Source organism: Pseudomonas sp. PKS (assembly GCF_051913525.1).
Lineage (GTDB): Bacteria > Pseudomonadota > Gammaproteobacteria > Pseudomonadales > Pseudomonadaceae > Aquipseudomonas > Aquipseudomonas guariconensis_D.
The window spans coordinates 1-22,607 of the sequence record NZ_JBEGDO010000022.1 but is presented as its reverse complement, the minus strand read 5'-3'; the positions used below and the strand labels follow the sequence as shown (position 1 = coordinate 22,607).

Annotated in this window: 22 protein-coding genes; 19 read left to right on the top strand and 3 right to left on the bottom strand. The window is 63.9% G+C overall.

What is annotated here, in order from left to right; translation table 11 throughout:
• Positions 1-176: 176 nt before the first annotated feature.
• The 14 genes from ABOA88_RS19340 (at position 177) to ABOA88_RS19275 (ending at position 10,840) form a co-directional block, all read left to right on the top strand.
• Positions 177-1,349: a PepSY-associated TM helix domain-containing protein gene (locus ABOA88_RS19340; protein WP_367851992.1), complete on the top strand. Its 1,173-nt coding sequence runs from the start codon at positions 177-179 to the stop codon at positions 1,347-1,349.
• Positions 1,346-1,879 carry a thiamine pyrophosphate-binding protein gene (locus ABOA88_RS19335; protein ID WP_367851991.1) on the top strand — a complete coding sequence of 178 codons (534 nt, stop codon included), beginning with the start codon at positions 1,346-1,348 and terminating at the stop codon, positions 1,877-1,879. The genes ABOA88_RS19340 and ABOA88_RS19335 overlap by 4 nt, the downstream gene beginning before the upstream one ends.
• Entirely contained in the window at positions 1,876-2,193 is a 318-nt protein-coding gene (locus ABOA88_RS19330) for a hypothetical protein (protein WP_196171164.1), read from the top strand. The genes ABOA88_RS19335 and ABOA88_RS19330 overlap by 4 nt, the downstream gene beginning before the upstream one ends.
• Complete coding sequence (locus ABOA88_RS19325; RefSeq protein WP_196171165.1) at positions 2,190-2,765, top strand: DUF6162 family protein; 576 nt, start codon at positions 2,190-2,192, stop codon at positions 2,763-2,765. The genes ABOA88_RS19330 and ABOA88_RS19325 overlap by 4 nt, the downstream gene beginning before the upstream one ends.
• 16 nt (positions 2,766-2,781) lie before the next feature.
• Positions 2,782-3,684 carry a metal ABC transporter substrate-binding protein gene (locus ABOA88_RS19320; RefSeq protein ID WP_367851990.1) on the top strand — a complete coding sequence of 301 codons (903 nt, stop codon included), beginning with the start codon at positions 2,782-2,784 and terminating at the stop codon, positions 3,682-3,684.
• Positions 3,681-4,427 (top strand): metal ABC transporter ATP-binding protein, encoded by a 747-nt coding sequence (locus ABOA88_RS19315; protein ID WP_367851989.1) that lies wholly within the window; start codon positions 3,681-3,683, stop codon positions 4,425-4,427. The genes ABOA88_RS19320 and ABOA88_RS19315 overlap by 4 nt, the downstream gene beginning before the upstream one ends.
• Positions 4,427-5,326, top strand: coding sequence for a metal ABC transporter permease (locus ABOA88_RS19310; protein ID WP_196171167.1), 900 nt, complete (start codon positions 4,427-4,429; stop codon positions 5,324-5,326). The genes ABOA88_RS19315 and ABOA88_RS19310 overlap by 1 nt, the downstream gene beginning before the upstream one ends.
• Positions 5,323-6,198, top strand: a complete 876-nt coding sequence (locus ABOA88_RS19305) for a metal ABC transporter substrate-binding protein (RefSeq protein ID WP_196171168.1) — start codon at positions 5,323-5,325, stop codon at positions 6,196-6,198. The genes ABOA88_RS19310 and ABOA88_RS19305 overlap by 4 nt, the downstream gene beginning before the upstream one ends.
• A gap of 66 nt (positions 6,199-6,264) precedes the next feature.
• Positions 6,265-7,191, top strand: a complete 927-nt coding sequence (locus tag ABOA88_RS19300) for a LysR family transcriptional regulator (RefSeq protein ID WP_367851988.1) — start codon at positions 6,265-6,267, stop codon at positions 7,189-7,191.
• 249 nt (positions 7,192-7,440) lie between these two features.
• Positions 7,441-7,749, top strand: a complete 309-nt coding sequence (locus ABOA88_RS19295) for a hypothetical protein (protein WP_367851987.1) — start codon at positions 7,441-7,443, stop codon at positions 7,747-7,749.
• Positions 7,750-7,880: 131 nt separating this feature from the next.
• On the top strand, positions 7,881-8,798 hold the full coding sequence (locus ABOA88_RS19290; protein ID WP_196171169.1) for an AEC family transporter: 918 nt from the start codon (positions 7,881-7,883) through the stop codon (positions 8,796-8,798).
• 49 nt (positions 8,799-8,847) lie between these two features.
• On the top strand, positions 8,848-9,459 hold the full coding sequence (locus tag ABOA88_RS19285; protein ID WP_196171170.1) for a cell wall hydrolase: 612 nt from the start codon (positions 8,848-8,850) through the stop codon (positions 9,457-9,459).
• A 272-nt stretch (positions 9,460-9,731) separates the two neighbouring features.
• Positions 9,732-10,112 carry a hypothetical protein gene (locus ABOA88_RS19280; RefSeq protein WP_367851986.1) on the top strand — a complete coding sequence of 127 codons (381 nt, stop codon included), beginning with the start codon at positions 9,732-9,734 and terminating at the stop codon, positions 10,110-10,112.
• 326 nt (positions 10,113-10,438) lie between these two features.
• The gene (locus ABOA88_RS19275) at positions 10,439-10,840 is read left to right on the top strand and encodes a hypothetical protein (protein ID WP_367851985.1); all 402 of its coding nucleotides are present in this window, start codon (positions 10,439-10,441) and stop codon (positions 10,838-10,840) included.
• Positions 10,841-11,330: 490 nt separating this feature from the next.
• Here ABOA88_RS19275 and ABOA88_RS19270 read toward each other — a convergent pair whose 3' ends face one another.
• From ABOA88_RS19270 to ABOA88_RS19260, 3 genes are all read right to left on the bottom strand, one after another.
• Positions 11,331-12,095, bottom strand: a complete 765-nt coding sequence (locus tag ABOA88_RS19270; RefSeq protein WP_367851984.1) for a hypothetical protein — start codon at positions 12,093-12,095, stop codon at positions 11,331-11,333.
• Positions 12,095-15,655 (bottom strand): Tc toxin subunit A, encoded by a 3,561-nt coding sequence (locus tag ABOA88_RS19265; RefSeq protein ID WP_367851983.1) that lies wholly within the window; start codon positions 15,653-15,655, stop codon positions 12,095-12,097. The genes ABOA88_RS19270 and ABOA88_RS19265 overlap by 1 nt, the downstream gene beginning before the upstream one ends.
• 135 nt (positions 15,656-15,790) lie before the next feature.
• The gene (locus tag ABOA88_RS19260) at positions 15,791-16,738 is read right to left on the bottom strand and encodes a LysR family transcriptional regulator (protein ID WP_367851982.1); all 948 of its coding nucleotides are present in this window, start codon (positions 16,736-16,738) and stop codon (positions 15,791-15,793) included.
• 214 nt (positions 16,739-16,952) lie between these two features.
• Between ABOA88_RS19260 and ABOA88_RS19255 the strand changes: the two genes are divergently transcribed.
• The 5 genes from ABOA88_RS19255 to ABOA88_RS19235 form a co-directional block, all read left to right on the top strand.
• The gene (locus ABOA88_RS19255) at positions 16,953-18,281 is read left to right on the top strand and encodes a hypothetical protein (protein ID WP_196171262.1); all 1,329 of its coding nucleotides are present in this window, start codon (positions 16,953-16,955) and stop codon (positions 18,279-18,281) included.
• A 9-nt stretch (positions 18,282-18,290) separates the two neighbouring features.
• A complete protein-coding gene (locus tag ABOA88_RS19250; protein WP_367851981.1) occupies positions 18,291-19,925 on the top strand; it encodes an amidohydrolase in 1,635 nt (544 codons plus the stop codon).
• A gap of 55 nt (positions 19,926-19,980) precedes the next feature.
• Positions 19,981-21,375, top strand: coding sequence for an APC family permease (locus ABOA88_RS19245; protein ID WP_367851980.1), 1,395 nt, complete (start codon positions 19,981-19,983; stop codon positions 21,373-21,375).
• Between the two features lie 43 nt (positions 21,376-21,418).
• Positions 21,419-21,736, top strand: a complete 318-nt coding sequence (locus ABOA88_RS19240; RefSeq protein ID WP_196171259.1) for a DUF2388 domain-containing protein — start codon at positions 21,419-21,421, stop codon at positions 21,734-21,736.
• 459 nt (positions 21,737-22,195) lie between these two features.
• Positions 22,196-22,607: LysM peptidoglycan-binding domain-containing protein (locus ABOA88_RS19235; RefSeq protein WP_440127984.1), on the top strand; the 412-nt coding region annotated here is incomplete at its 3' end.

Genomic DNA, 22,607 nt, shown 5'->3' with positions numbered 1-22,607 from the left:
TTTAGGCTCGGCGCAATGCCGCGGCCCAGAGGCTTTGAAATATTTTTTTGCATTTTGCCCCGCAGGTTTTTGGCGCTCATTCGTCACATATAGAAACGAATGCGATTCAGTCGCGAAAAGCCCTTCTGGGCCGTTGCGCGATGTCGTGGCTCATTTGCCCAACAAGACCGGTACTCATGTCGAAAAAGTCCCGCTCCAAAACCTGGTTCCTGGTGCACAGCTGGCTGGCGTTGCCCATCTGGTTCTTCGTGTTGATCGTCTGCGTGACCGGCACCCTGGCCGTGATCAGCCAGGAGATCGTCTGGCTGGCCAACCCAGACGTGCGTGCCAGCAAGCCCCACGATGACGCCAAGCCGCTCAGCTACCAGCAGGTGCTCGACGCGATCCACCAGGCCGACCCGGCCATCGCGGTGAACTACATCAGCAAGCCGGGTGAGGCGCACTTTGCCCTCACCGCCAGCGTCACCTACCCCGACGGCACGTCGCCGATCCTGTACGTGAACCCCTACACCGGGGCGATCCAGGGCAAGAGCCCGACCTTCGATTTCGAGGCCTTCACCCGGGCCCTGCACGGCTGGTGGCTGGTGCCCTTCACCAACGGCTACAGCTGGGGCTGGTACCTGGTGTCGTTGCTGGGGCTGCCGCTGCTCGCCTCGCTGGTCACGGGGCTGGTGGTGTACAAGCGCTTCTGGAAAGGCTTTTTCAAGCTGCCACGCCTGGGCCATGGCTCGCGGATCTTCTGGGGCGACCTGCACCGGCTGAGCGGGGTCTGGTCGATCTGGTTCATCGCCACCATTTCCATTACCGGCACTTGGTTCCTGATCCAGGCGACACTGGCCGATAACCACGTGACGATTTCCAGCGAGCCGATTGTGCCGGCCATCGCCCGCGAAGACGTGCCGCGCACCGCCGATGGCCAGGCGCCCACGCCGATCAGCCTGGACAAGGCCGAGCGCGCCGCCACCGAGCGCTTCCCAGGCTTCGAGGTGACCTTCATCACCCTGCCGGGCAATGCCTACAGCCATTACTACATGGGCGGGCGCGGCTGGTACCCACTGATGTTCGAGACGGTCAACGTCAACCCCTACAACAGCAAGGTCGAGGCCTCGTTCATGGTCGCGGACCGCTCGACCCTGGAGTTCGTCACCGAGTCCATGCGCCCGCTGCACACCGGTGATTTCGGCGGGATCTGGGTCAAGCTGATCTGGGCCTTCTTCGGCCTGGTCCTGACCTTGATGGTGCTCAGCGGCCTGTTGATCTGGACCAAGCGCACCGCCCAGGCCACCGCCGCTGCGCTCAAGCGCCAGCCCCGGGCACGCGCCGCAACCCCTTCGCAGGTCAGCCTATGAGCAAGCACACCCCACCCCAGTCGCCGGTCAAACGTTTCTGGCTGAAGTGGCGATTCCACCTGAACATCCTGCTGGTGCTGATCCCCCTCGGACTGATGCCCAAGTACTTGCATGAAGCCTCGATGGACCGTGGCGAAATCGGTCTGGGCGAACGTGAACTGGGCGAACTGAACGCCGGCCCGTGGAGCGTGCGCCTGGCCGAGCGCTTCGACGAGGCGCCGCGCTCCGACGGCCCGGCGGGCTACTTCAAGCAGTTCAAGATCGCCCTGTGCGAGCAGTGCAGCGACGTCAAGGCGGTGTACCTGCGCGTGGGCAAACCGCGCAGCCTGCGGGCAGCCGGTGCGCTGTTCGTCGGCACGCCCTACCGCATGACCGGCGAGGTCAACATCCCGCAAAAGACCCGGCCCGACGCCGAGCTGTGGCTCACCTTCGAAGGCTGGGACGGGCAGATGCACCAGGCCTCGATCCCCCTGGCCAAGGCATCGCCGGCCACCGTGGCGTGGCTTGAGAAACAAGGAGGCAAGCAATGAAACACTGGATGGGCGCCCTCGCCCTGCCCCTGCTGCTGGGCGTCGCGCTGCCTGCGCGGGCCCATAACCCCATGTGCGAATGCACCGAATCCGCCGACCAGATCACCTGCAAAGGCGGGTTCTCCGACGGCAGCGGCGCACCGGGGGTGACCCTGGACGTGATCGGCTATGACGAACAGGTGCTGCTGGCCAGCAAGCTCGGCGAAGACTCCACCCTGACCTTCAAGCGCCCCGAGGGTGAGTTCTACGTGCTGTTCGACGCAGGTCCCGGCCATGTGGTGGAAGTCGACCATGCCGACATAGGCGCGCCATGAGCCGGGCCCAGGTGGTACGCCCGGCCGGCGCCGGGCACGAGACCTTGTACGTGCTGCTCGCCGCCCTGCTGATCATCACCCTCGCCACCACGGTGGTGCTGCTGCGCGGTGAGCGCGAAGACGAAGTGGCCATCGCGGCCCACCAGATCGATGCCCGCCGCGACCTCACCGCCGCCGAGCAAGGCCTGTACACCGACCTGTGGGTAGCGGTCGAGGAGATTGCGCTGCTGCGCGAGGAAAGCGGCCAGCCCCCGGACGTGGCGGCCCTGGCCGAGGAAGGCCTGCCGCCCTTCGTGACCGACGCCAGCAGCCAGCGCCGCGGCGCTCACCACTGGCAGCGGCTGCCCAGCGGCGCCTATCTGGGCCGCAGCGAGGACGCCCAGGTGGCGGGCAGCTTGCTGCTGATCCTGCCTGCAAACGACTACGGCGAGCAGCAGCCGGAAGTCTGGCTGCGCCGCGACCGCAGCGTCCTGGCCCCGGACGACCTGGGCCAGGCCGCGTTGATCGCCGCCGGCTGGCAACAGGTGGTCAGCCACTACGACGCCGGGGTCACCCGCCAACACCGCCACTGAACCGAAGGATTCCCCCATGCTCCGCTTCGTCCTCACCCTGCTGTTGGCCTGTGCCTTGCCGGCCCTGGCCCAGGCCGACAACGGCAAGCCCCTACGCATCGGCATCACCCTGCACCCCTACTACAGCTATGTGACCAATATCGTCGGCGACAAGGCCGAGGTGGTGCCGCTGATTCCGGCAGGCTTCAACCCCCATGCCTACGAGCCGCGGGCCGAAGACATCAAGCGCATCGGCACCCTGGATGTGATCGTGCTCAACGGTGTGGGCCACGATGACTTTGCCGACCGCATGATCGCCGCCAGCGAAAAGCCCGACATCAAGACCATCGAGTCCAACGCCAGCGTGCCGCTGCTGGCCGCCACCGGCATCGCCGCCCGGGGCGCGGGCAAGGTGGTCAACCCGCACACCTTCCTGTCGATCAGCGCGACCATCGCCCAGGTCAACAACATCGCCCGCGAGCTGGGCAAGCTCGATCCGGACAACGCCAAGGCCTACACCCAGAACGCCCGCGCCTACGCCAAGCGCCTGCGCACGCTGCGCGCCGAGGCCCTGGCCCAGGTCACCCAGGCACCGGACGCCACCTTGCGCGTGGCCACCATCCACGCCGCCTACGACTACCTGGTGCGCGACTTCGGTCTGGAAGTCACCGCCGTGGTCGAGCCGGCCCATGGCATCGAGCCGAGCCCGGCGCAGCTCAAGAAAACCATCGACCAGCTCAAGGCCCTGGATGTGCAGGTGATCTTCTCGGAGATGGACTTCCCATCAGCCTATGTCGACACCATCCAGCGCGAAGCGGGCGTGCGCATCTACCCGCTGACCCACATCTCCTACGGCGAGTACACCCAGGACAAGTACGAGGTGGAGATGAAGCGCAACCTGGACACCGTGGTACGCGCCATCCAGGAGACCCGCACATGACCGCAGCCGCCCACCTCGGCGCCGCCTGCGGGCCGCGCATCGAGTTCGCCGGCATCGACCTGACCCTGGGGCGCACGCGCATTCTCGAAAACGTGGCCTTCAGCGTCGCCGCCGGCAGCGTGCACGCCATCGTCGGCCCCAATGGCGGCGGCAAGAGTTCGTTGATCAAGACATTGCTTGGGCAGATGCCGCACCAGGGCCAGCTGACCCTGCACTGGCCGACCGAGCGCGAAGTGATCGGCTATGTGCCCCAGGCTCTGGAGTTCGACCGGGGCCTGCCGATGACCGTGGACGATTTCATGGCCGCCCTGTGCCAGCAGCGCCCGGCCTTTCTGGGCCTGGCCGGTCGCGTGCGGCCAGCCATCGACGCGGCCCTGGCGCGGGTCGGCATGCTCGAGAAACGCAACCGGCGCATGGGCGCCCTCTCCGGGGGCGAACGCCAGCGCGTGCTGCTGGCCCAAGGGCTGATCCCCGAACCTCAGTTGCTGGTACTCGACGAACCCATGTCGGCCCTGGACGAAGCCGGTATCCAGGTGTTCGAGCAATTGCTCACGGCCTGGCGCCAGGCTGGTACCACGGTGCTGTGGATCGAGCACGACCTTGAAGCCGTGCTGCGCCTGGCCGACCGGGTCACCGGTCTGAGCCGCCAGGTGCTGTTCGACGCCCCACCCGCCCAAGCCCTCACACCGCAGCGCCTGCTTGGCCTGTTCAGCGTTCACCCTCGCAGCGGGAGCCTTGCCTGATGAGCTTTGACGCCTTCCGCCAGTTGGTCCAGGCCTGGGCCACCGCTGGCTACCTGCCAGAGGCCCTGGCCTATGGGTTCGTGATCAACGCCCTGCTCGCGGGCCTGATGATCGGCCCGGTGCTGGGCGGGCTGGGCACCTTGGTGGTGGTCAAGCGCTTTGCTTTCTTCTCCGAGGCGGTCGGCCACGCGGCGCTCACCGGCGTGGCCATCGGCATCCTGCTTGGCGAGCCCTACACCGGGCCCTACGGCAGCCTGTTCGGCTACTGCCTGCTGTTTGGCCTGCTGCTCAACTTCTTGCGCAACCGCACCGGGCTCTCGCCGGACACGTTGATCGGCGTGTTCCTCTCGGTGTCCCTGGCGCTGGGCGCGAGCTTGCTGCTGATGCTGGCCGGCAAGATCAACGTACACATTCTGGAGAACGTGTTGTTCGGCTCGGTGCTCACCGTCAGCGCCCAGGACCTGGTGGTGCTGGGCATCGTCGCGGTCCTGGTGCTGGCCCTGGCCCTGCCACTGTACAACCGCATCATGCTGGCCAGCTTCAACCCGCAGCTGGCGGCGGTGCGCGGGGTGGCGGTCAAGACCCTGGACTACCTGTTCGTGGTGCTGGTGACACTGGTTACCGTGGCCTCGGTGAAGGTGATCGGGGCGATCCTGGTGGGCGCTCTGCTGGTGATTCCGGCGGCGGCGGCCCGCCTGGTCAGCCAGTCGCTCAAGGGGTTTTTCTTCCTGTCGGTGATCATCGCCACCTTGAGCACCCTGCTCGGCATCCTGCTGCCGATCGTCTTCGACCTGCCTGTGCCCTCGGGCGCGGCGATCATCCTGGTGGCCGGCGCGTGCTTTGCCCTCGCCGCCCTGGCCCGCGCCCTCGTCCCCCGCCTGCAAGGAAACCCGGCATGACCCTCTCCCTCAAGCACCTGACGCTGGCCCTCGCCCTGACGGGCGCGCCTATGCTCTCCTACGGCACCGAGGTGCTCACCACGTTGCCCGTCACCCACAACCTGGCGCAGGCCCTGCTCGACGGCACGTCGGTGCAGCTCAAGCGCGCAGCACCGGCCAACTTGCCAGCCACGCGCCAGCCGTCGTACTTCAGCGGCCGGGGCGGCGCCAGCCTGCACAAGGCGGCGCAACAGGCGGACGCAGTGATCGGCGTGCGCTCGATCTGGCGCGACGATCCGCTCTACCCCATGGCCCGGCGCAGCAACATCCGTATCGTCGAGATCGATGCGGCGCGGCCGGTCGATGGTGCGCTGCCGGGCATCGCGGTCACAGGTGAAGACGCCTTCACCGCCTACCCATGGCTCAACCCGACCAACCTCGGGCGCATGGCCGACGTGATGGCCAATGACCTGGAGCGCCTGTCGCCGGCGGACAAAGCGAAGATCCAGGCCAACCTCGCCAGCCTCAAGCGTCAGTTGCTGACCCTGGCCGCCGAGGCCCAGACGCAGTTGGCCGAGGTCGATAACCTGAGCGTGGTGAGTTTGTCCGACCGCCTGGGTTACCTGGCCAGCGGCCTGAACCTGGACGTGGTGGACCTGCCGCTGCCGGGCGAGGACACCTGGCACGAGGCCGACCTCAAGGCCCTGGGCGACACCCTCAAGGCCCAGGACGTGGCCCTGGTGCTGCACCACCGCCAGCCCGCCCCTCCGGTGGCCGAGGCGATCAAGGCCGCAGGCGCCCGGTTGCTGGTGCTCGACAGCGACCCGGACGACACCGTCGGTGGCCTCAAGGCTAGTGTCGAGCAGGTGGTGGCCGCGTTGCGCCAAGGCTGAGCCGGCCCTTGCCGTGCGCGGCTGCGAACTTGTAACGTGCGCTCATTCCAGCCCGGAGCCGCCCGCGTGTCCCTCAAAGCCCTGCGCACCTTGGTGACCATCGCCCGCCACGGCACCTTCGCCCGCGCCGCCGACCTGCTCAGCCTGACGCCTTCGGCGGTGAGCCTGCACATCAAGACCCTCGAGGACGAACTACAGGTCCCGCTGTTCGACCGCAGCCGGCGTCAGGTGATGCTGACCGAGGCCGGGCAGTTGGCGGTGGCCCGCGCCGAAAGCATCCTGGCCGCCTATGACGAGCTGGCCGATACCTTGGCCAGTGGCCCGAGCCTGCGTGGGCGCCTGCGCCTCGGGGCGATCCACACAGTCCTGGCCCGGCGCCTGCCCAAGGCGCTGGTGTGGATCAAGGCCCATCACCCGCAGCTGCACATCAGCGTTTTTTCCGGCATGTCAGCCGAGCTGGCCCGGCGCGTGGAGGACGGCGAACTGGATGCGGCGATCACCACCGAGCCAGTGCCACCCTACCCCCAGAGCCTGAACCACACACCGCTGTTCGAAGACCGCTTCTGGGCCATCGCCAGCCCCGAGCTTGCTGGCCAAAGCCTGCCCGAGCTGCTCGCCAGCCAGCCCTTCTTGCGTTTTGACAAGCGCGCCTGGGCCGGGCGGCAGATCGAACAGGAGCTGCGCCGCCAGCACTTGCAAGTGCACGAACAGATGGAGCTGGACAGCCAGGAGGCGCTTGCGCGCATGGCGGCGATGGGGCTTGGGGTAGCGATCATCCCCATGGCCGACGATGACCTCGAACGCCTGCCCCCGGCCATCCGCCTCCCCTTCGGCGAGCCGCAGCTGGTGCGGCGGGTGGTGTTGCTCGAGCATGAGAAGAGCCAGCGGCGGCACCTGAGCGCCGTGCTCAAGACTGCGTTGGAGGCCTGCGATGGGCCGCGCAGCGGCCCCCTGCCGGAATCGCGCCTTGAATCGCCTGACCTGGGCCGGTAACCTGTGCGCGCTGCTGTCAATCCAGCAGCCGGGTTTGGTAGCCCGCGATCAATCAAGGCGCACAAGCGCCCGCTCTGCGTTTCAGCTGGCGCTTTTTAGTGCCTGGCTGTCTCGCGTCATGGCGGCTGTGCGTAGGGCGCACTCGTGCGCGCCGGTTTCCTTGATTCCCGGTCTACCAACCTGCGTACAGCCGTCACCATTCGTTTGGTAGCGAATTGTGGCGGCTCCATTGAATCAAGGAGCGACACAATGACGAAAGCCATCCCGGACCCACCCCACCGCAGCACCACGGCTCCCGCCGCGTTCGGCAGCTGCGAACACAGCCATCCTCCCCTGTTCAGCGTCTGCGCTGGCGTCGAACTCGAAGACGCCCTGGTCCATCTCTGCACCCTGCTTAAAGGCGCCTGCGCCAGCAATCTCAAAGCCTTGCCCTTGGCCGATGGCACCTGCCATGACCTGTTGCTGGGCAATGACCATGCATTGGAGGCCAGCAAGGCGTTGGTGGAGGCGCTGCTGGATGGGTTGGAGAGACAGCAGGTGACAAAGACCATCGAGTAGCCATGGCTGTGACTGCGCGAGACGTGACCGCTGACCGTGCAGTTTTCCTCAAGGGTCACTGCAGAAAACAACGTTTTTTTATGCTGACTGGCGCGGCTAGTCTGTGCCGGAACCCGACACGGACTGCCGCCATGCTCCCTCTGCTCCTGACCACCCTGCTCCCCATCATCTTGCTGATCGCCTTGGGCACCGTGCTGCGTGTGCGGGGGTTTCTGGGCGAGGCGTTCTGGCCCGGTGCCGAGCGCCTGAGCTACTACGTGCTGCTGCCCGCTTTGTTTCTGCATGGCCTGGCCACAGCCAACCTGGACGGCGTGCCAGTGTTCGGCATGGTCGGCGTGCTGATGCTTTCGACCGTGCTCGGCGCGCTGCTGCTGGTGCTCTACCAGGGCGCGGTCAACCACGACGGCGCTGACTTTACCTCGGTGTTCCAAGGGGGCGTGCGCTTCAACAACTACATCGGCGCCACCCTCGCCGCAGGTCTTTACGGCAGTGCCGGCATCGCCCTGGCGGCGGTGGCCAACGCTGCCATCGTGCCGTTGGTGAACCTGCTGTGTGTGCTGGTGTTCGCCCGTTTCAGCGCCCGGCACAGCTCGCCAATCACGGTGCTGCGGGCGATCTTCGCCAACCCGTTGATCGTCGGCTGCGCCGGGGGCCTGCTGCTGCGGGTGACGGGGCTGGGCCTGCCGCCAGGGCTCGAGCCCACGGTCAAGGCCTTGGGCCAGGCAGCCCTGCCGCTGGGGTTGCTGTGCGTGGGCGCAGCGCTGGGCGGCGCTCGCCTGGGCCACCAGGTGAGGCCCTTGGTGGCGGCCTCGGCGTTCAAGTTCCTGGTGATGCCTCTGACCACCTGGGGACTGTGCCGACTGTTGGGCCTGGGCGGTCAGGCGGCGGTGGTGGCCGTGCTGTTCCAGGCCCTGCCGACCGCGTCGTCATCCTATGTGATGGCCCGGCAGATGGGCGGCAACGCACCGCTGATGGCCACGATCATCGCCTTGCAGACTGTCGCTGCCGCCGTCACCCTGCCACTGGTGCTGAGCTTGGCGCTGAGTTGAATCCGCTTGGCTAGACTGTGATTCACCTCACCTCGCGGAAAACTCGACCATGCGCACCTCGTCGCTGGTGTTCGGCCTGACCCTGGCCCTGCTCGCAGGCCCGCTGCACGCAGCCGACAGCCCCAAGGCCGCCGTGGCCGAGGACAAGGCGCAAGTGCTGGAAGAGAAAGTGGTCGAAGACGCGCCACCGCCCAAGAAGAAAGAAACCCTCACGCCCGGTGAAGTGAAAGCGGTCGACCCCGCCGGCCAGGCGCCGTTGGACGACAGCATCACCTGCCTTGCGCGCACCATCTATTGGGAATCGAAAGGCGCCAACGCCCAGGACATGAGCGCCGTGGCCAGTGTGGTGCTCAACCGCCTGGGCCACGAAGGCTTCCCCGACACGATTTGTGGGGTGGTCAAGCAAGGGGTGGAAACCAAGGCCTGCCAGTTTTCCTGGTGGTGCGATGGGCGACCTGATCAGGTCGAGGAAGAGCAGCGCTACGCCGTGGCCAAAGAAATCGCCCGCAAGGCCCTCAACCAGCAGTTGAAGGACCCCACGGGCGGCGCGCTGTATTTCCATGACCGCACGGTGCGGCCGGCGTGGGCCAAGGCCTATCGCAAGACGGCCGAAACTACGCATTTTTTGTTTTACAGGCCTAATCAGGCGGTAGCACGGTGAGCGAGGTGAATACAGCACACAAAAGTTAGCCGCCTTGTTTTAGTTATAAAGACGGCGCATAGCCCACTCAATCGCACTGACAACCCTTTGATTTGGGAGCCATGCTGTCTCTGTTCCAGCTTTAACCCCACCAGCTATACACCTTAAGTTAAAGCACAACACCTGTACATCTTGCTAGTTATTAAATCACCCTGAAAACCAAACAATGACTTTCCCACACCAGCTTACCAAGCAAACTCTGGGAACACCATTAGTTATTTGGAAATCATATCATGAATAACAGCATGCCCCGTACCGATCTTAGCACAACAGCGGAAGAGACCATACCTTACATACCGCCCATGAAAGTAGGCGATATATTCGCCAGAACAATCTCAATCTCATACAAGCCTGACACTGACGCTACCGCCATCATAGTATCCGGCAAAAAAATCACCCGTATCATCGATCTCACCGAAAGTGCACTAGTCGAAGAATGCATCGACCTATTAACTGTACCCAACGCCCTCGCGCCTGCCGCATTCAATGCTGCGCAAATATGCAATGGAAATCCTATCCCACCAGATGAAACAGTATACATTCGACAAACAAGTGATAAGGTCACAGATATTTACATCGGCCTGCTCCCCTTTACGCTTCCGACAGCCCTTTAATTCAGCTACTCCCTCATAAATAAATCAGCGCCCACAGATTCGAAGGTCATCACGGCATATCGAACTTGTGGGCGCTGTGCTTTGCTTAATATCAGGATGGCGCGAACCTTACACCGCTGCACCGGCAACCCTTGAATTGAAGGCTATGCCCCCTCCGCTTCAGCGTTGACTCCAGCCGCACATCTTTATCACATAGAGTTTTTCAGTTGTCGGGCGCACGACACCTGCCCATATTGCTAGTTACCAAAGTTATCGATAGTTAGAATAATGACAACTCCGGATTGCTTACACAGCAGACTGGACCCATCACTATTTGGAAACCTATCGTGAACAAATCCACACTAAACGCCGGCGACACAAAGAAAGAAGAACTCATCCCCTACCACCCACTCATGAACTTTGGAGATATTTTCGTCAAGGAAATTTCAATCTCATACGCACCCAACAGCGATGAAACTCATATAGCAGTCACTGGGAAAATTATTATCAACTTACATTACGGAAATGGTGAGTACGTAAGTGCGCTCATAGATGACTGCAGCCTACTTCTCAAAATACCCGAGGCACTAGTTCCTGCTGCATTCACCGCCGCGCAGATATATAACGGCAACGGCCCTGTTGCACCTAATGAAACGGTGTATCTCAAGACGAAGGAAGGCTCGCCCAACCGAATCGCCAAGCATATTCTCATCGGCCCTCTGCCCTTCCCAGTCCCAGAAATTCCTTGACCCGACATCAAATCAACATGGCATGACACTTGAAACGCAATTGGCCTTCAAACCAATTGCCACATGAATAAATCAGCACCCACCGCTTCAGCTGCCTTCCGGCACGCCGAGACGGTGGGTGCTGTGCTTTGTCTTCCTGAGCGGCGTGGATGACCCAGGACTGTTTACATAGTCTTTGGCAACTCAGCGCTTAGCAAAAACCCTGATACTCGGTGATGCCGCGTTGAAAACAGCCTCGGAATGCTCATTTACAACCCCTAAAGTCCAGCGCGATTCCGACCGTTCCTCGGCTGTTTTCGCCTTGCCTTGCCTTCGTCTCGAGACTTTTCATGCTCTGGGTAGCTCTCGAACATACCGGCGTGCCTGTGGGGTCCACACCTCTCTTACTTCAATCACCACGCGCGGTATCCGAAGACGAAAAAACCGCCGCGCAGTTCGACCTGCGCGGCGGTTTCAGGCGCTGAATGTGATTACGTCGACCACCGCACGCTTACAGCGGACACTCCTGATTGGCACCCTGTTGCGCCAGCGCCTTGTCCTCCGGAGCAGGCCCAGCCTCTTCAGGATTCCAGCCCACGTAAAAAGGCGGCAACTTCAAGGTATCGCCGGGGAACAGCGTACTGGTGATACGGCCCTGCACCCAGCCGATGTCCATGACCGAGCCGGTCAGGAGCCACTTCACACGTCCGGTATCGGACATCTTCACCCACTCGCCTCTTGCCGGCCTTTCCTTGAGGATGCAGCTCGCGCCCTCCGGTAAAAAGTCCAGCCGCAGTTGCGCCCCAAGCTTGACCAGCGGACTGCTCGGCGCATGGACAACCGTCGAGTGCTCGGGTGACATCAACCCCGGGGGCAGGTCGTCGCGCCAGCTGGCACGAAGGCCCATTTCATCCTTCATCGTGGACGACAACAACCCACAGTTACCCACCGTTATCGGCTCGAAGCCTTTTACGTGCAGGGCAATACCAAACAACCCGCTGACGTTCACCCCGGTCACCCGCCACTCCAGGCCAGCAGCCGTGATCGATCGTTCACTCGTGTACTTCGGGTCGGCAGGCACTTGCGCTGCGGTCAAAGTGGCGCCAGTGGTGACGAAGGCCATCCAGGCCTGAGGGGTCACCGCCGTACCCAGCGGGCTAGTCGACCGTGGCTTGAGCAGGACCTTGCCAGCAGTGTTGCGACGAAACAGCGCGGGCGAGAGCTTGTCGCTGCCATCGAGTGTCACCACCGCTTCGTCCGCCAACTTCGTGGACATCAGCACATTGCTGGCCAGCGACGCTGGGGTCTTGAACCCCTCCACATGCACCTGCAGACCAAACGTGCCGCTGACCTCCTTGCCGGTGAGCGTCCAGGTATGGCCGGCGTCGGGGATCGCTGGGGATTGGTCATAGCCCGGTTGGGCCAGCACTTTATCCTGGGGCACAGCGATACGCTGGTGGACTTGTTCTGGTAGTAGGCATACAGCTGCTGGGTGTGGGCCAAGGCCTTGCGGCTGTGGGCCAACGCCTGCTCGGCGGCCAAGGTGGCGTGCTGCTGCGCGTCCAGTTGCTTGTCCAGAACCTGGAGCTCCTTGCCCGCGAGCTTGGCCTGCAACTGCCACTCTTGCCGACGGCGACGGTAGCCTTCGGTTTCCTCATCCTTTTTCCTGGCGATCAACCGCGATTTGCTGAGCAGGCAGCGCGTGGACAGACTCTGGCGCAGCTCTGTCTCGTCACGCCGCTGTTCGGGCGCCTGGCGCAGGCTGCTCAGCATTTCGTGCGCGGCGCTGCGATAGGCCTCGGTGTCGTCGTGGCCGCTGAGGCGGCTGAGTTTCATCAGGGAGCCTGCGCTCAAGCCGGTTTTTTCGCACAGTTGACGGGTGTCGACCAAGGCGCACAGCTGCGCCAGGGTGCGAATGATGCCGTCAGGGGTCACCTGAGCCGCTACATCGAGCACTTCTCGAATGCCCCAACCCAGCCACGCGGCGATCTTCTCGGCCGCGGCGTCCTTGATCAGGCGGCGCTCGTTGTCGGTCAGCTCGCCCAACGACTCGATCAGGTCGAAATAGCCCAGCAGTTGTTCTTCGGACTGCTTGGCCTGGCGTAAGGTGCGCGTGTAGCGCTCCAGGAAGTACAAGGTCTGCAGGGTCAGGTCCGTGCTTTCGATACTCCAGCGGGGACGCTGGGCACGCACCAGCAGGCTGGAAAACATCGCCGGGCTCAAGGCGAACTGGATGACGACGCGGGCACAGCGCTGCATGCGTTGCATCAGCGGCATAATGGCTTTGAGCGCTTCGGACTGAAGCTGGTCCGGTTCGAAGTTCATCGCGCTCTCTAGCAACGTATGCGCTTTACCGCGTGCCCAATAGATCACCGGGATCACGCTGTCGGCCTTGAGCGACAAGAAGTGCGACAGGCGCTCCTGGACCACCCCCAACTGCTGCGAGCGAATCCGCAACACGACGCTGAGAATCAGGGTCTTCAAGCGTTCGGCTTCATCGGCCGTAAGCAGCGGCAGCTCGCTTTCCTCGCTGTGCGCCTGCCCCTCGCCCTTGCCGTCCTCAGGTTCTGGCGCGCGCATCAGCCGCTCGATCACCACCTCGATTTCCCGTGCAGCGAAGTACTCGTACTGGACAGGATCGAAATCTTCCTCGGAATGACCGGTTTCTTTGATCAGCCCCTGGGCGTCGACGACCTCCGTGAGATTCTGCTTCCAGCCTTGGGTTCTCAAAGGCATCACACCGGCGTCGGCGAGCAGGCGGTCGAAATCCTGGAACGGCACCAGATGACTCTTGAGCTCGCCGAGCAGCGTGCGGTACTCCTCGGGCACCACATCGGCAGTCTCGACCGGCAACAACTGCTGCACCAGCCAGGCGATGGGCAGCTGCTGCGCCTGGCACCAGGCGACACACCGGCTCAGGGCATGGATGACGCTGAGCGTGTCGGTCTGGGTGTAGCTCTTGTACATCGCGTTCTGCGGGGTACCGGCCAGTTGCAGGGCGTATTGGCCTTCGGGGCTCAGCACCTCGAGCAACGACAACAGTTCGATGGTGGTGATCGATAGCAGCCGAGCCAACAAGGTGATGCGGTAGAACGCACTGACCGTCGGCAAGGTGCGTTTGAGCATCGGCTGGCTTTGCCCCTGCATGATCAGGCGCGACAGGTAGCGGAAGGTCTCCATGTTGATGCCAAGCCCCTGGCACAGCTGAGCGACCGTGCGCTTGCTCTGGACATCCTCGCTGCCCAGGCTGAACGGCTGATCATCGAGTACCAGCGGTGTGGTGGTGTCTGCGTTGAACACCCGGTCGAAATGGCTGAGGGTATCGCCACTGGCGAATATGGACATGTCCGACAGCAGGGCGGAAAAGTCCTCGGCACTGCACGAGAAGCGCTCGCGCAGAAACTGGAATACACCCAGCGCCCGGATCGTATTGGCCGTCATCCACAGCGGCGCCTCGCTGGCGGTCTCCTGACTGGCCGCGGCACGCCGCTCCGCCTCGATGGCCGCGCAGACGAGCTGGTCCGTTTCGGCGTAGGAAAGCTTCAGCGCCGTGGCCAGGCGTACCAAGCGATTGATCCGGTCGCAGCGGTCTTCGCTCAGGTGCTCGAAGTGGTGCAGCATAGGCTCTGTGCTGTCACTGGCCACTGATACCGGGGTGTCGCTGCCGCTGTTGATGAAGCGCGCGCCGAACTGCACAGGTGATGCGGGGGCACGGGATGCCTCGACGACCACGTTGTCGGAGCGAACCGGTGCGTAGGCGGCCAGGGCGAACAATGACTCCATTTCATCCTGGCTCATGTGCAGGGCCTGGCAGAAGCTCACCACATTCTGCAACGTCGGGTAAGCCTGGACACCAAAGTTGTCCTTGAAGAAGCTAACGCTGTTGTTCGCCACGTCTTCGGCGCGCCGAACCGCGGATGTGGGCGGCAGGGCCAGCAGTCGCCGGGTCTGGGGGTTGAAGCGCACCTCACCGCCCGTGCCGAAGTACGGCGTCTCGAGCAGGATGGCGCGCAGGGCCGGGCCGAGGCCTGCGTCCTGTTGCAGGGCGACGTCCGACCAGTGGGAGTGGGCACCGGGCTGAATGAAATACGGCGCATCGATATCGGACAGCCGCGACACATCGCTCACCGACAACTCATGGTGGGCCAGCACCGTAACGATCTGCTCCCAGTAGCGCTCATAGGGGAACTGCTTGAGCGGGTAGCGCACCTGGAGGAGTTTGTCCTGGGTGGCGGTGGTGTCATCGGCCACGGTTCGCTGGCGCTCGATGGCGCTTTCCATCACATGGTTGACCACCTCGACTTGGGCCACCGTGCGATTCATGGTGTCCTCATCGAGCGAAAGGTCGTACAGATCCGGACGCCGCGTTTTCAACGTCACGGCCTTGAGCGCGTTGCCCTGTGGCTCCAGGTGCTGCTGCACGAAGGTCAGCATGTCGATCAGGTAGGCGGCTGGCGAGGTCGTAGCATCCACGGCTTGCGGGTGGGTGTGGTAGCCCCAGGATGGCGAAAATTGGTTCTCGAACGTCGGGCCATTGTTCTGCGCCAACGGGCCTTTGAGCTCCTCCGCCGCCCGGCGGGTCGCGGCGCTCAGGCGGTTTTCCCGAAACGCGCGCATCATCGCCGCCGTGGCCACGTCCACGCGATCCTTCAGTCGCTGGGCTTGCTTGACATGCAAGCCGGAAAAGCGCTGGACCAAGGTGACAGGAGGCTTGCCCTGCAGATCCAGCAGTGTGTCCTGGGCCAATGCACGGGCACCTAAGGTGCTGTTGATGCCGGGTTCGGTTTCGAGGATTTGGTCGAGCAGGTTGGGTTCGTGATCACTGTGGTCAGACATCTAGGGCTCCCTTGGCATACGAGCGATCCATCCCGTGCGTCGCCGTCTGACGGCACTGCCGGGCGTTTCGATGGATGCTATTCCTGCTGCCCAGGCGCCTGAACTCACAGATCTGTAGGTCACCTACCAGTTGACCTATGGGAAAGTTGCCTCCCTTGCCCCTTGTCCAGCGACCGCGCTCATCCCCTCCTCGTTCAAGTACGTGCGCAGATGTTCGATGAACGCCGCGATCTTGCGCGTCGCCCGCCGGGTGCTCGGGTACACCGCCTGCAACTGCGCCCCCAGGGCTTTGCGATCGAACGCGTAGTCGCCGAGAAATGCCTGCAGCCGCCCTGCCTGCAAGTACGGCAGCACGCTCCAATACGGGCAGGCAATCACCCCTTGCCCGGCCAAGCAGGCCTCGAGCAGCAGTTCCAGATTGTCGCTGCCCAGCCGCCCCTTGCGCTTGATGGCATGGCGCTCGCCATCCTTCTCCAGCACCCAGGAATCGCCTAGCGCCGGGTGCCGATAGACCAGACACTCATGCGTCGCCAACTGCGCCGGGTGCGTTGGCGTGCCGTGACGGCGCAGGTACCCAGGGCTTGCGCACAGCACCACGCGGCTCTCACCGATGGGCTGGGCGATCAGGCCCGGCAGGTCGCTCTGGCCCAGGCGCAAGGCCATGTCGTAGTGGCCGTCGAGCAGGTCGATGTACTGGTCGCTCAGGTCCACCTGCAAGGACATCTGCGGATGCGCCTGCAAAAAGCGCGCGCAGGCGGCGTTGAGAAATGGCCGGCCAAACGACAGCGGCCCGGTGACCCGCAGGGTGCCCTTGAGGCTGTGCTGCAACTGGGCGATTTCCTCTTCGGTTTCGCGCATGCGCTCGAGGATGTCGCGGGCGTTTTCCAGGTACAAAAGGCCCGCCTCGGTCAACGCCATGCTTCGCGTGGTGCGCTCGAACAACCGCGCCCCGACCTCTGCCTCGAGGCGGCGGATCGACTTGGCGACTGCCGAAGGGGTCATGTCCCGCTGCTCGGCGGCCCGGCTGAAACTGCCGTACTCGGCACTGGCGACGAACAGTTGCAGGCTGAGGAACTTGTCCATGATCTAGTCCAGAAATTCCCAAGTGTTATGCCAGGCGACAACTAACTCGCCCCAGCGAAGGCCTTTAACCTGTGCCGCAAACCACAGGTGACGGGAAAGACTGCCACAGCGCACAGCGCCCGCAAAGCCACCTTGGCGCCGGCACTTTGAACTCCAGGGCCGCAAAGCCCGGACACTGCCCCGCCGACAACAACAAGAACAAAGGACCCCCTCAATGCATCGCACCCTCTCGCCCGCTTGGGCGCTGCTTTTCTGTGGGCTCGCCGCCAGCCAGCACGGTTGGGCCGGCCAACGTTTCGACCTCGATGGCTTGCAGGGCGAGCTCACCGTCGGCGCTGGCGCCGCCAACCTGGTGACCCGCGGCGTGAACTTCGGCGCCGGACGCATGGACTTGCGCGACGCCAGCAACGGCGGCACCCGTGTGGACTGGCAAGAGCTCTACATCAAGCCGGGCGTTACCCTCGGCTATGCCTTGGCACCGGATGTGGAAGTACTTGGCGGTGCGTCGGTGATCGGCGCCACCACCCAAGGCGACGGCGATGCCGGTGGCTACACCCGCAGCGCCGATGGCCACTTCGCCCTGGAAGAGGCCTACGGCGGACTGCGCGTAGGCGACTGGCGCCTGACCGCCGGCCGGCAGAACTTCATGGTCGGCACGGGGTTCATCGTCGCCGACGGCAACCTCGACATGTTCGATGACGGCGCCTACTGGCTCGCCCCGCGCACCGCGTTTCGCGACTCGGCGCTGCTTGGCTATGCCCACGACGCGCTCCAAGCCCAGGTTTTCAGCCTGCGCAGCGACAATCACCAAGGCGACTTTCGCCTGAACGGCATCAACCTCGATTACCGCCTGGCCGACCGCGTCACCCTCGGCGCCATGGCCATGGGCGTCGACTCCCTGGCCGATCATGGCCAGAACCTGACCGCCCGCGATGGCATGCACGTGTTCAACCTGCGTGCCCTGAACGGCCAGCTGCCAGCCCTGGACGCCCTGACCCTGCACGGTGAGTACGCCGTGCAACGCGGCAGCGGCGAAGGCATGCACTACCACGCCGATGCCTGGTACGCCCAGGCAGACTACTCGTTCGCGCACCTGCCGCTTACACCGATCCTCAGCTACCGCCATGCGCGCTTCTCCGGCGACGACGACCTGGGCGATCGCACCCAGAAAAGCTGGGACCCGCTGAGCAAGGGCTTCGTCGACTGGAGTACCTGGCTGATCGGCGACGTGGTCGGCAACTACCTGCTGTTCAACAGCAACGAGCGGGTCAACCAGTGGACCCTCAAGACCCACCTGAGCGACACCGTGACGCTGGGCGGCATCCACTACCAGTTCTCCCTGGACGAAAAGCACTTCAACGGCATGCCCGTGGACGATCGCCGCTTCGCCGACGAGAACGTGGTCTTTCTCGACTGGAACCCCACGCCCCGCCTGCACACCTCGCTGGCCTACAACTGGGTCAGACCACAGGGCGCAGCCAAGCAGGCGTTGGGCGACGACACCTTCCGCGCCCTGGAAATGTATTTCACCTACCTCTACTGAGGACCTGCCATGCAGACCGCCGAACTGATCATCACCCACGCCGATATCCGCACCCAGGACCCGCACCTGCCCAGGGCCGAGGCCATTGCTGTGCGCGATGGGCGCATCCTGGCCGTGGGTGACAACGCCACCATCGAACGCCTGGCCGATGCCGCCACCCGCCGCATCCATGCCCAAGGCAAGCTGATGCTGCCGGGGCTGCAGGACACCCATGTGCACTTTCAGCTCAGCAGCGCCGACCTCTACCACAACGCCGCGCTGTACGAGGCCACCAGCGTCGAGGACCTGCTGGCGATCATCCGCGACTTCGCCCAGGCCAACCCGGACAAACCCTGGATCCGTGGTGTGGGCTTTTCTTCGGCGCGCTTCACCCCCGAGCAACTGACCAAAGAACGGCTCGACAGCGTCACCGACGGCCGCCCGGCGCTGATGTTCGCCAGTGACTATCACAACGGCTGGGCCAACAGCGCCGCCTTCGAAGCGGCCGGCGTGCGCCCCGGCAGCCCGGAGCCGGACAACGGCAGCTACCTGCGCCTGGCCGACGGCACCCCCAAAGGTTGGCTGGTCGAGGACGCCATCTGGGCCATGGGCCGCATTGCCCCAGGCTACAGCGAGGCGGACTACCTCCAGGCCATGGCCCACTACAGCAAGGTGTTCAACAGCCGCGGTATCACCGGCGTGCTCGATGCGATGGTCAGCCGCAACTACATGAAGAACTACCAGGCGTGCCTTGAGCGCGGTGACCTCACCCTGCGCGTGCGCGCCACCGCCAAGGTGTTCGCCCACAAGCCGCTGGATGAGCAACTGCGCGAGTTGATCGACTTGCGCAACACCTATCAGGGCGAGCGCGTGTCGCTGCATTCGGCCAAGTTCTTCCTTGATGGCGTGCTGGAGAACGGCACCGCCGTGTTGCTCGAACCGCGTTGCGACACGGGCGGCAATGCCGAACTGATGTTCACCCAGGCGCAGATCAACGACTGCTTCGCCGCCTTCGACCGCGAGCGCTTCCAGTTGCACGTGCACAGCATCGGCGATGGCGCCACCCGTGCGGCCATCGACGGTATCGAACATGCCCGGCGCCAGAATGGCCCGTGGGACGCCCGCCACCAGATCGCCCACCTGCAAGTGGTGCATCCGGCGGACATCCCACGGTTTCGCGAGCTGGGCATCCTGGCCAACTACCAGACCCTCTGGGCACAACCGAACCCCGACGCCGACCCGCTGGTCAATGCCATGCTTGGCGAGGCTCGCGCGCAATGGACCTACCCGATCGGCGAATTCATCCGCCAGGGCGTGACCTGCATGGTCAGCAGTGATTGGGGCGTGACCACGTTCGACCCGTTCCAGATCATCCAGTGCGCAGTCACCCGCCAGAACCCTGCCCACGGCCCCGACAGCCCGGCGCACACACCGCAGCACCGGATCAGCATCGACGAAGCGATCCGTGGCTACACCCTCAACGCCGCCCATGCCGCTTGGCGCGATGACAGCACCGGCAGCCTGAGCGTGGGCAAGTACGCCGACCTGATCCTGCTCGACCGCGACCTGTACAGCATCGCGCCCCACGAGATCGGCGCCACCGAGGTCCTGCTCACCCTGCTGGAAGGCCAGGAAGTCCACCGCCACGCACGCTTCGCCGGCTGACCCGCACCTGCGGCGCCACCGCCTCCTCCAACAACGACAAGAACCGGAGCTCACCATGGGCCTTGCCACCGAGAAACCTGTGAGCCTTGAGGGCGGCGCGACACTGCGGCGTACCCTGGGCATGAAAGACCTGCTCGCCTACGGGCTGGCCTACATTGCGCCGATGGCGCCTCTGACCACCTTCGGCTTTGTCTGGGAGGCCTCGGGCGGGCTGATCGCCCTGGCCTACCTGCTTGGCGCCCTGTGCATGTACTTCACCGCCCAGAGCTACGCCACCATGTCGGCCGAAGTGCCCTGCTCAGGCTCGGTCTACGGCTTTGCCCGGCACAGCCTGGGCGAGTTGCCGGGGTTCATCGCCGGCTGGCTGATCCTGCTCGATTACCTGCTGATTCCGGCGCTGGTGTTCCTGGTCATGGCGGTCGGCCTGCAAACGCTGGTGCCCGGCCTGGACCGCGCCAGTTGCCTGGTGGGCCTGGTGGTGGTCTCGCTGGCGGTGAACTGGTTCGGCGTATCGGTGACCACCCGCATCAGCCTGGTCTCGGTGGTCGTGCAGTTCGCGGTCATGCTGGGGCTGATCGTGCTCGCGGCAAATGCGTTGGCCGACGGCAAAGGCGCCGGTGCGCTGACCTTGGCGCCGCTGTATGACGCCAGCCAACTCGACCTGGGCAAGGTGTTCGCCGCCACCTCGATCTGCGTGCTGTCCTTCCTGGGCTTCGACGCCATCTCGACCCTTTCCGAGGAGGTCAAGGGCGGCGACCGGCGCCTGGTCGGGCGGGCCATTCTGGCGGTGCTGCTGATCTGCGCCGTGCTGTTCGTCATCAGCACCTGGGTGCTGGGTAACCTGATGCCGGGGTTGCGCATCGCGGATGCCTCCGGCGCGATCTATCAACTGCTGGCCGTGCAGATCAGCCCCTTCAGCGCCGTGGCGGTGGCTTGGCTGATCGCCTTGATGTGTGGGTTCACCAATGTGCTGCCGATGCAGGTCGGCGTGTCCCGGGTGTTGTTCGCCATGGGCCGCGATCGCCAGTTGCCGGGGCTGTTCGCCCGTCTGCACCGGCGCCATGGCACGCCTCACGTGGCGCTGCTGTTGTCGACCGCGCTGTCGCTGGTGATCGCCATCGTGATGCGCGAACGGATCGACAGTCTGGCGTCGTTCGTCAACTTCGGCGCGCTGTCTGCATTTGTGCTGCTGCACCTTTCAGTGCTGGTGAAGTTGGGCATCCAAGGCCGCAGCCGGCGCTGGTTCGCCCACTGGCTGGTGCCCGTGGTGGGGATTGGCGTGGTGCTCACGGTAATGGGCGGGATGAGCACCGCGACCCTGGCGTTCGGGAGCCTGTGGCTGGCACTGGGTCTGGGCTACGGCCTCTACCTGCGTGGCCAGGGGCGCATGGCGCTGGGGTGTGATCGACAAGCGGTCGATGGAACTCCTGGGTACCGTCACCGCTCTTAACAACATGCAGTAAATCCCTTGGGCTTCACCTGGAGGTCTTGCCATGCGCCATCTACTGCTCGTTCCTTCGTTCTTGCTCCTGCTCCCGGCAGGGGCTGCCCTGGCCGGTGTGGATGCGGGCGATGTCGCCACATCGGCAGGGGTCTCCGCCTCGCTGTACTCGACCTTCAAGGACGACAAACGGATCATCCCGGCCCGCGATGAGCTGTCGGCCTTCGTGGCCAGTGGCGGGGTCATCCGCGGCGCCTATGTGGAGTCCGCGCTGGAGCAGGCCCGCAAGGACAACCCTGGCCTGCAGGCCAGTGACGAGGAGCTGGCCAACGCGCTGCTCTCCCAGGACGACCCCTTGACCGATAACTGACGTTGATTGCGTTCATTCACCGCGTATATCAAATCCAAGGGCCGCATTATTGCGGCCCTTTTTTTCGGAGTTCGCCACACGGCAACCCGCTCATTCAAGTCAAGAACAGGATTTTCCCTACAGAACCAAACTTTTTATTTTTGTAGATTCCGCCCCCTGAAAGCCTCCTGACGCTGTTAGAACTTGCACTTACCGCACTTCCAATCCATTGCGTTTGGCGGCCTCGTGACATCTATCGAAAAGATGGAAGTTGCTTTCAATCGCTTCGCCTTGGTGTTGGTCATTTTCTCTTTTTCACTACCGATTGAGTGTGCCAAAAAACTGCTCATCGCTTGCGAGGGGCATTGGCTTGGCGAAAAAACAACGCCATCGCGAAGTTACATTTCAGGCCATCAGGGACTGGTAACTTCATTGAAAAAGCACACTTTGCACGGCAGGCCGCCCTTCGGGACGCAGGCCGTGGCCTGGCTCAATATCGGCGTCCAAGCCGTTCTTCCACTGACACTGGCATTGGCCACCCCTTCGGCCAGTGCCGTGCCCGACACTCAACCGGCCAAGCATTCACCCGCGCCTTCCCGCCTCCACACCTTCGCCATGGGCGATAGCCTGGCCTCGATTGCTACCCACTACGCCACCACCACCGCCACCCTGCGCACCCTCAACCCAGGCCGCGACCTCGACGCCCTCAAGCCGGGCGATCGTTTGTCCGTGCCCTCGGCCCCTGCGCACGCACTGCCGGACCTCAACTCGCCAGACCAGGACGTCACCGCCCAGGCCGAAGACGAACAGGCCCGCAAGCTCGCCGCCATGGCCAGCAGCACCGGCAGCTTCCTCAGCAACAACCCCGACAGCGACGCCGCTGCCTCCATAG

Coding starts and splice junctions, on each gene's coding strand:
- ABOA88_RS19265 (WP_367851983.1), bottom strand. CDS start 15,655: ATGTCTGACCACAGTGATCACGAACCCAACCTGCTCGACCAAATCCTC.
- ABOA88_RS19340 (WP_367851992.1), top strand. CDS start 177: ATGTCGAAAAAGTCCCGCTCCAAAACCTGGTTCCTGGTGCACAGCTGG.
- ABOA88_RS19270 (WP_367851984.1), bottom strand. CDS start 12,095: ATGTCCACGAAGTTGGCGGACGAAGCGGTGGTGACACTCGATGGCAGC.
- ABOA88_RS19305 (WP_196171168.1), top strand. CDS start 5,323: ATGACCCTCTCCCTCAAGCACCTGACGCTGGCCCTCGCCCTGACGGGC.
- ABOA88_RS19310 (WP_196171167.1), top strand. CDS start 4,427: ATGAGCTTTGACGCCTTCCGCCAGTTGGTCCAGGCCTGGGCCACCGCT.
- ABOA88_RS19260 (WP_367851982.1), bottom strand. CDS start 16,738: ATGGACAAGTTCCTCAGCCTGCAACTGTTCGTCGCCAGTGCCGAGTAC.
- ABOA88_RS19330 (WP_196171164.1), top strand. CDS start 1,876: ATGAAACACTGGATGGGCGCCCTCGCCCTGCCCCTGCTGCTGGGCGTC.
- ABOA88_RS19295 (WP_367851987.1), top strand. CDS start 7,441: ATGACGAAAGCCATCCCGGACCCACCCCACCGCAGCACCACGGCTCCC.
- ABOA88_RS19245 (WP_367851980.1), top strand. CDS start 19,981: ATGGGCCTTGCCACCGAGAAACCTGTGAGCCTTGAGGGCGGCGCGACA.
- ABOA88_RS19320 (WP_367851990.1), top strand. CDS start 2,782: ATGCTCCGCTTCGTCCTCACCCTGCTGTTGGCCTGTGCCTTGCCGGCC.
- ABOA88_RS19250 (WP_367851981.1), top strand. CDS start 18,291: ATGCAGACCGCCGAACTGATCATCACCCACGCCGATATCCGCACCCAG.
- ABOA88_RS19325 (WP_196171165.1), top strand. CDS start 2,190: ATGAGCCGGGCCCAGGTGGTACGCCCGGCCGGCGCCGGGCACGAGACC.
- ABOA88_RS19285 (WP_196171170.1), top strand. CDS start 8,848: ATGCGCACCTCGTCGCTGGTGTTCGGCCTGACCCTGGCCCTGCTCGCA.
- ABOA88_RS19315 (WP_367851989.1), top strand. CDS start 3,681: ATGACCGCAGCCGCCCACCTCGGCGCCGCCTGCGGGCCGCGCATCGAG.
- ABOA88_RS19280 (WP_367851986.1), top strand. CDS start 9,732: ATGAATAACAGCATGCCCCGTACCGATCTTAGCACAACAGCGGAAGAG.
- ABOA88_RS19240 (WP_196171259.1), top strand. CDS start 21,419: ATGCGCCATCTACTGCTCGTTCCTTCGTTCTTGCTCCTGCTCCCGGCA.
- ABOA88_RS19335 (WP_367851991.1), top strand. CDS start 1,346: ATGAGCAAGCACACCCCACCCCAGTCGCCGGTCAAACGTTTCTGGCTG.
- ABOA88_RS19255 (WP_196171262.1), top strand. CDS start 16,953: ATGCATCGCACCCTCTCGCCCGCTTGGGCGCTGCTTTTCTGTGGGCTC.
- ABOA88_RS19290 (WP_196171169.1), top strand. CDS start 7,881: ATGCTCCCTCTGCTCCTGACCACCCTGCTCCCCATCATCTTGCTGATC.